Source organism: Thalassotalea marina (genome assembly GCF_014656435.1).
Lineage (GTDB): Bacteria > Pseudomonadota > Gammaproteobacteria > Enterobacterales > Alteromonadaceae > Thalassotalea_C > Thalassotalea_C marina.
This window is the reverse complement of sequence record NZ_BNCK01000005.1, coordinates 398,937-406,070: the sequence shown is the minus strand read 5'-3', so window position 1 is coordinate 406,070 and position 7,134 is coordinate 398,937. Positions and strand designations below refer to the sequence as shown.

6 protein-coding genes and 1 rRNA gene are annotated in these 7,134 nt (G+C 36.9%); 4 read left to right on the top strand and 3 right to left on the bottom strand.

Going from position 1 to position 7,134, the window contains the following annotated elements:
- Positions 1 to 101 (top strand): 23S ribosomal RNA (locus IE199_RS13380); the annotation flags it as partial.
- Positions 102 to 1,209: 1,108 nt separating this feature from the next.
- Here the strand turns inward: IE199_RS13380 and IE199_RS13375 are convergent.
- Complete coding sequence (locus tag IE199_RS13375) at positions 1,210 to 1,608, bottom strand: ExbD/TolR family protein (RefSeq protein WP_189771323.1); 399 nt, start codon at positions 1,606 to 1,608, stop codon at positions 1,210 to 1,212.
- 150 nt (positions 1,609 to 1,758) lie between these two features.
- Between IE199_RS13375 and ylqF the strand changes: the two genes are divergently transcribed.
- Together ylqF and IE199_RS13365 are read left to right on the top strand one after the other, a co-directional pair.
- Positions 1,759 to 2,694, top strand: coding sequence for a ribosome biogenesis GTPase YlqF (gene ylqF, locus IE199_RS13370; RefSeq protein ID WP_189771321.1), 936 nt, complete (start codon positions 1,759 to 1,761; stop codon positions 2,692 to 2,694).
- A 10-nt stretch (positions 2,695 to 2,704) separates the two neighbouring features.
- A complete protein-coding gene (locus tag IE199_RS13365; protein ID WP_189771319.1) occupies positions 2,705 to 3,130 on the top strand; it encodes an HIT domain-containing protein in 426 nt (141 codons plus the stop codon).
- Between the two features lie 108 nt (positions 3,131 to 3,238).
- Here IE199_RS13365 and megL read toward each other — a convergent pair whose 3' ends face one another.
- Positions 3,239 to 4,444 carry a methionine gamma-lyase gene (megL, locus tag IE199_RS13360; RefSeq protein WP_189771317.1) on the bottom strand — a complete coding sequence of 402 codons (1,206 nt, stop codon included), beginning with the start codon at positions 4,442 to 4,444 and terminating at the stop codon, positions 3,239 to 3,241.
- 180 nt (positions 4,445 to 4,624) lie between these two features.
- Here megL and IE199_RS13355 point away from each other — a divergent pair, with 180 nt between their 5' ends.
- The gene (locus tag IE199_RS13355; RefSeq protein WP_229854711.1) at positions 4,625 to 6,208 is read left to right on the top strand and encodes a sigma 54-interacting transcriptional regulator; all 1,584 of its coding nucleotides are present in this window, start codon (positions 4,625 to 4,627) and stop codon (positions 6,206 to 6,208) included.
- A gap of 117 nt (positions 6,209 to 6,325) precedes the next feature.
- On the opposite strand, the gene IE199_RS13350 is transcribed toward IE199_RS13355, so the two are convergent.
- Positions 6,326 to 7,123, bottom strand: a complete 798-nt coding sequence (locus tag IE199_RS13350) for a response regulator (protein ID WP_189771391.1) — start codon at positions 7,121 to 7,123, stop codon at positions 6,326 to 6,328.
- Positions 7,124 to 7,134 lie beyond the last annotated feature (11 nt).

The following is a 7,134-nucleotide window of genomic DNA, read 5'->3' as shown; positions in this document are numbered from 1 at the left end:
CCCTAAAGGGTCGTTGGAGACTACGACGTTGATAGGTCAGGTGTGTAAGGGTTGTGAGGCCTTGAGCTAACTGATACTAATTGCCCGTGAGGCTTAACCATACAACACCTAAGTTGTTTGAGTTTGACAGAACACGTACACAAGATTTGAATTAGAAGACGATATAGAAAAGCTTTCCATTTTGTAACCAGTTTATGCTTAGCGACAATAGCGTTGTAGAAAGTTCCCATGTGAGAGTAGGACATCGCTAAGCTTCTATTCCAAGAAAAGGCCGTCTTCATAGACGGCCTTTTTTTATGGACAAAATTTAGGGAAAACTCTCACGAGAGCAGGGAAAAAAGGGTTAACAGACAAGATGAACAATTTCATGTTGGCCCTTTTTAACCGAATGAGCTCTGCGAATTCACGGGCCTGAGCTAAGCTTTTAATTATAAAGAAGAGCCACTCATTGAGTGGCTTTTTTTTAACTCAATTTTAGTGTCCTACTCTCGGTCGTTCTTTGCCATCCATGGCATCACGACATTAGTGAATCCATTCACATCAGTAGGGCGAAGCAGGATAAAATTGAATAAACAGTTTTATTCAATCTCTGGTGAGCGGATCAGAGCTAAGCTTTTAATTAAAGAATAAACCTTAAAATTTTTATCTCACATGAGCACCATGTGGAGTAGGGAAAAAAAGGTTAACAGCCAAGATGAACAGTTTCATGTTGGCCGCTTTTTAACAGAATGAGCTATACGAATAGGCGTATCCGAGCTAAGCTTTTAATTAAAAATAAGAGCCACTCATGCTATCTGAGAGAAAAGTGAAGAGTATAAGCGCTATCTACCATCAGACTCTTCATATTATCAGTTATAGCGACATAAAATAGATAAGAACTCAGGAGAGCATATAGGTTTAAAGCTGCTCTGAGGTAGCTTTAACAGCTGAATGAGTAAGGTTTTTATTCAAAAGCATAGGCTTTTAACTACTGAACAAATAGTGCTTAGCTAATAATATGGCTTTAATGTAAAAGAATCGATATTAACCCCATACAAGAAACCAAACTAAGGAATCTAAGTTTAATATAGTACTAAGCAGTTTACAGTCTCTTAGGTATTTAACTTGTTCAGCCATTGACTGTTGTTTAAGGGCATTGTAGAGCTTGGCTACAGAAGAGCAGATAAAAAAAGAGGAAGCTAATGCTTCCTCTTAAACGTTTACTTATTGTTATTTGCCAATTGAAATTGTTAATTGGTCAAATGAACGAATTTGGTCAATAGCACCAACTACCATCTCGTGAGTAGCATCTTTGTGAGGAATAACTACAGCACTGTTAGTTTGGTTTTCTGCTAGATAACTTTCAATACGAGCTGATAAACGCTCTTTATCAACTAAGTTACCGTTAAAGCGAATTTTGCCTGCTTCATCGATTCTAACCAAAACAATTGGTGGTGGATCAGATGGCGGGTTGTTTTGAGCTTTAGGTCTGTTAATTACAATACCTTCTTCTCTGACGAATGAAGTCGTTACAATAAAGAAAATAAGAAGTATAAATACGATGTCTAGCATCGGAGTCATATCTACATCACTTTCAGGATTGTCTTCTCTTAGTCGGCTCTTTCTCATCAAGATTCCTTTATCATTTTACTGATTCAGTTTTTTTACGTATTTCTCTGTATGTCCTTTATACGATAAAAGTCGTATCAATTCAAAACTTTTTATGAATAATTCGGATAAAATTGCTAAAATTCCCCTTTTTTTAAAGGCATTTTAATTATGGCGATCAATTGGTACCCAGGGCATATGCATAAAGCCCAAAAAGAAATAAAAGAAATATTGCCTCAAATTGATGTAGTAATTGAAGTTTGTGATGCTAGGCTGCCTTTTAGTAGCGAAAATCCAATGATCACTGAGATTAGAGGAAATAAACCTTTAATCAAAATACTCAACAAAAGTGACTTAGCAGATCCTGCTATAACCAAGGCATGGATCGAGTACCTCGAAGCCCAACAAAACGTTAAAGCGATTGCGTTGACAACAGAAAGTCCTGCAATGGCTAAAAGCATTCCTAATATGATTCGAAAGCTTGTTCCACATAAAGATCAAACGGGTAAACAAATCAATGTGGTTATTATGGGCATTCCTAATGTTGGGAAATCAACACTTTTAAATACGTTAGTGGGTAAAGCAAAAGCAAAAGTTGGTAACGAACCAGCTGTAACTAAGGGACAACAAAGGATTAGACTGGAAGATGGATTATATCTCTACGATACACCCGGTATGTTATGGCCAAAGATCGTTAACGAAAATAGTGGCTATAGGCTAGCTATTACCAGTGCAGTTAAAGACACAGCATTTGATCACGACGATATTGCATGTTTTGCCGCAGACTATTTGATACAGGCATATCCTGAGCGACTTGTTAACCGCTACAAGTTAGAGGAGGTACCTGAAAGAGAGGTTGACTTAATAGAGGCTATCGGGCGAAATAGGGGCTGTGTAAAAAGTGGAGGTCATGTAGATTTTACAAAAGCATCTACAATATTGATCAATGAAATTCGAGATAAAACGTTAGGCGAAATTTCTTTTGAAACGCCAGAGATGGTTGAAAAAGAGATTGTCCATTTCGAACAGTTAGACCAAGAGCGACAAGCGGCAAGAGAAGCTAAAAAAGCTGCTAGAGGCCGAGGACGCAAAAATAAAAGAAAATAAAGGAAATTACATGGAACATAAATTTGAACTGAATGAAATTTTGCAAAGAGATACTATTGAAATTATCGATTTTCCTTTATGTAAGTTGCTCTTGATGAATGATTCACAATACCCTTGGTTTGTCTTAGTTCCTAGGGTAAATGGAATTGAAGATATCTACCAAATGGAGTGGCAAGAACAACAACAATTTCTAAATGAGTCAAGCATGTTGTCTGAAGTTCTTATGCAACTGTTTAAAGGGACTAAAATGAATGTTGCTGCACTGGGCAATGTATGTCCGCAATTACATATTCACCATGTCGTAAGGTTTAATACTGACAAAGCATGGCCTAAGCCAGTTTGGGGACAATTTGCGATGCAGCCATATACTGAACCGCAAATTGAAGAGATTAAAGCGAAGTTGCTTCCACAGTTTGCAAAAATAATTGCCAAATAAGTTGGTTATATAATTCAAATATTTTAGTGTCACAATGAACCAAGCATTTGCAAAGTTGAGTATCGACGATGTGAACGCTTGGTTTAGTTTGGCAGTTATTATGCTTGATTAGGCGACTTTAGTGTCGACGCATTTAACTGCATTTAATGATTGTTCTAAGTCTGCAATTAGGTCGTTAACATTTTCTAAGCCAGCAGAAATACGGATCAAAGAATCACTAATTCCAGCATCTCTTCGCTCTTCATCAGAGTATGGAGAGTGTGTCATGGATGCAGGATGTTGGATCAAGGACTCCGCGTCACCTAAGCTCACCGCGATAGAAAACAGTTTCATTCTGTTAATAAATTCAGCACCACCAGCTAGGTCGGTGTTCAGCTCAAACGCAATAACTCCCCCTGCGGCTTTCATTTGGTTACCCAGATATTTAAAGCCTTGGTGTGAAGGTAGACCAGGGTAGTAAACTTTAGAAACACTTGGGTGAGTTTCCAAAAATTCAGCCAATTGCTGTGCATTTTGGCAATGTCGTTCGACACGTATTGGCAAGGTTTTTAACCCTCGTAAAATCAACCAAGCATCATGTGGGCTAATAGTTCCACCAATATCTTTTAATGCTGTTAATTTAATGTGGTTAATCATTTCTTGTGTACCGCAGATAACTCCAGCAACTACATCTCCATGGCCATTTAAGTATTTTGTAGCGCTGTGGACAATGATATCTGCGCCAAATTTTGCTGGTTGCTGTAACACCGGAGTCATAAAGGTATTATCAACGACAGAAAGCAAATCAAACTGTTTTGCTATACCTAAAATCTTCTCCAAATCTAATACTTGCAAATTAGGATTGATTGGCGTTTCTAAAAAGATAATTTTAGTGTTTGGCTTTATCGCAGTTACTATGTTGTTAGGCTCTGACATATCTACAAAACTCACTTCAATGCCAAACTTAGTTAACATATGGCTCATGAGCGCAAAGGAACAGCCATAAACAGCTTTAGATGATATTAAGTGGTCGCCTGCAGACAAGTTAGCTAACAATGCGCCAGATACAGCTGCCATGCCTGTTGCAGTTGCTGCTCCATCTTCCATACATTCCAAAGCAGCAACACGCATTTCTAATTGCCTGGTAGTTGGATTGCCAAGCCGTGAGTAAATAAAGCCTTCTTCTTCACCTGCAAATCTTTTAGCACCTTGCTCTGCGTTATCAAAAATGAACGTTGATGTTTGATATAGAGGTGTAGCAAGTGAACCAAATTGTTGGTCATTGATTCGGCCAGCATGTATGGCTTGAGTTTCGATAAATTTGCTTTTTGTCATGGTTATCTCAATTAATCGGGTTATTTATTATATTAATCAAGTTTCAGGCCATTGATTGAAAAACCTTATAAAACAATGGCTAAAGATTTTTAGAGGCTTGTTTTATTACGCGTTTGTAATAAAAATATTACAGTGTTTGGTGTCAAATAGTAGAAATCTTAAGTCTTTATGGCTTTAACGTTGAAACTAGCTGATTTTTGCGCTGTAATACCTGTATTACACTGTAATATTAATGTGACAATGAAAGTAAAGATTGAATCGCGAGATAGAGTAGGGATTAGTCAGGAGATATTGGCTAAATTTGCATCAAAGGCTTGGAATGTTAAAAGTATAGAAGTTGAAAGTCAGTTCACTTATGTTCATCTAGATAACGAAACTGCTGATGTTGAAACCTTGCTAAAGTTGTTGTCTGACATTGATGGTATAAAAAACTGTATAGAAATATCAGAAATGCCAGCCGAGGTAAGAGAAAAGCACGTTCAAGCGTTATTAGCCAAGATATCTGATCCAATCCTTGATATTGATGATCAAGGAAAGATACTTGCTTGTAATCGTGCAGCTCAGCTTCTTGTCACAGGAGATAATATAACTAAGCAAAATATTGGCAAGTTTATTGATGTTAATGTTAAAGATCTTTTACAAAAAAGCGAATTCAGCATAGCTGTAAATTTTTTATCTCGTCCATTTATTGCTGATATTAATCCGGTTATTACAAACAACATAACGACTGGAGCTGTTATCTATCTAAAAAGTGTTAAGAAGCTAGGCAGACAATTATCACTAGTACAGGAAACAAAAGACGATGCGCTCAATGCTATTATAGGGAATTCGCCTGCGATTAAATTAATCATTGCTCAAATACAACGATTTGCGGATCTAGATTTACCTGTTTTAATCACCGGCGAAACAGGGACTGGTAAAGAACTGGTTGCTAGAGCACTTCATCAATTGAGTCCTCGCAACGCGAATCCTTTTTTATCGTTAAACTGTGCTGCTATCCCGGAGCCTCTGCTGGAAAGTGAATTATTTGGTTATGAATCAGGTGCGTTTACAGGTGCAAAGCGCAGTGGTAAACCAGGGCTCATTGAATTGGCAGATGGTGGTACTATATTTTTGGACGAAATTGCTGAAATGTCTAATTACTTACAGGCCAAACTTCTACGTTTTTTGCAAGATCTGACCTATAGAAAGGTTGGAGGCACTAAAGAGTTAAATGCCAACGTAAAAATAATCACCGCCAGCCATCAAAACTTTAATGAGTTAATTATAAATAAAACGTTCAGGGAAGATTTGTACTATCGAATTAATGTATTAAAAATTCAATTACCACCGCTTAGTGAGCGTAAGAGCGATATTGAGATACTGACTCATCATTTTATTGTTCGAGCAGCTCAGCAGTTGAGTCACGCAATGCCTAGCATTGAGCAAGAAGCGATGAACCTTTTAGTTAACTTTGATTGGCCTGGAAATATAAGACAATTAGAAAATACAATATTTAAGCTAGTAGCTATGTGTGATGAAAACTCAATAAGCGCTGAAGACGTTTTACAAGTTGTATCTGGTAATGAAACGATAGGGGTTGGTAATTTAGTCGAAAATGAAATACAGGATTGGAACAGTGCACAAGCTGAATTTGAAAAACAGCTATTAGTAAAGCTTTATCCTATGTACCCAAGTACTCGAAAATTAGCTGACCGTTTGAACGTTTCTCACAATAAAATTGCAATGAAGTTACGTGCTTATAATATCAAAACATACTCGTAAGTTTTTATAATATTTCGCTTTTTTCAGGTGGTTGAATAGTGGCAAGTCACCTTTTATCGACGTTGAGACAATTTAAATAAACAGCATAATAGCCAATACTATTATGCTGTTTGAACTTTAGTTGTCTAATAATTTATATAGCAGCTGTTTTACAAACTGAGGTTCGAAAGGTTTATCACAAAGGGCGTTGACACCATCTTGCTCAATATTCGCTAGATGGGTATCTTTGCTTTCACTGGTAACCATTAAAATGGGAATATGTGATTGCTGACTTTGTTCCCGAACAAACTTTGTTAATTCACGGCCATCAACTTCAGGCATGTTAAAATCAGTGACAATTAAATCATACATATTGTCAGCTAATAGTGAAATTGCCTCGCTTCCATCCACAGCTTCGGTAATCTTTAACAAACCTAGATTGTTTAGTACTCTGCGAATATGGTTTCGGGCTAATTTACTATCGTCTACCAGTAACACTCGAATATCTTGAACATCAAAGTATTCTAGTTCTAGCTCTTCAGGCGATAATAAGTCGATAGTATTATTTATTGCGGCGTGTAAATGCTCGTGAGTAAATGGTTTAGGTAACAGTGCTACCACACCCGATTGTTTAAACTCTTCTAAATGTTCTCTTTTATATTCACTAGAAACAAGCATAAAAGCAGAATCGTTATTTTTGTCAGATACTTTAACCTGTTTTAATAGGTCTAGAGCGGTTCCTTGTTCAAAGTACATTGCACTAGCAATTAAATCGAAATGATGTCGAACTATAAACTCTTGTGCTTCATCATAACTTTTGGCCCATGTTATTTGACTAATTTCATGACTTCTTAGTTGATTAACGATTATTTTCCCCTGAGTATCAGAAGGTTCAACTAATAAAATAGACAGATCACTTGGTTGAATAGACATTATTGTTGTTTTCT

Excerpts from the sequence above, each read along its gene's own strand:
- IE199_RS13375 (WP_189771323.1), bottom strand. The coding sequence starts at position 1,608 with ATGAGAAAGAGCCGACTAAGAGAAGACAATCCTGAAAGTGATGTAGAT.
- ylqF (WP_189771321.1), top strand. The coding sequence starts at position 1,759 with ATGGCGATCAATTGGTACCCAGGGCATATGCATAAAGCCCAAAAAGAA.
- IE199_RS13365 (WP_189771319.1), top strand. The coding sequence starts at position 2,705 with ATGGAACATAAATTTGAACTGAATGAAATTTTGCAAAGAGATACTATT.
- megL (WP_189771317.1), bottom strand. The coding sequence starts at position 4,444 with ATGACAAAAAGCAAATTTATCGAAACTCAAGCCATACATGCTGGCCGA.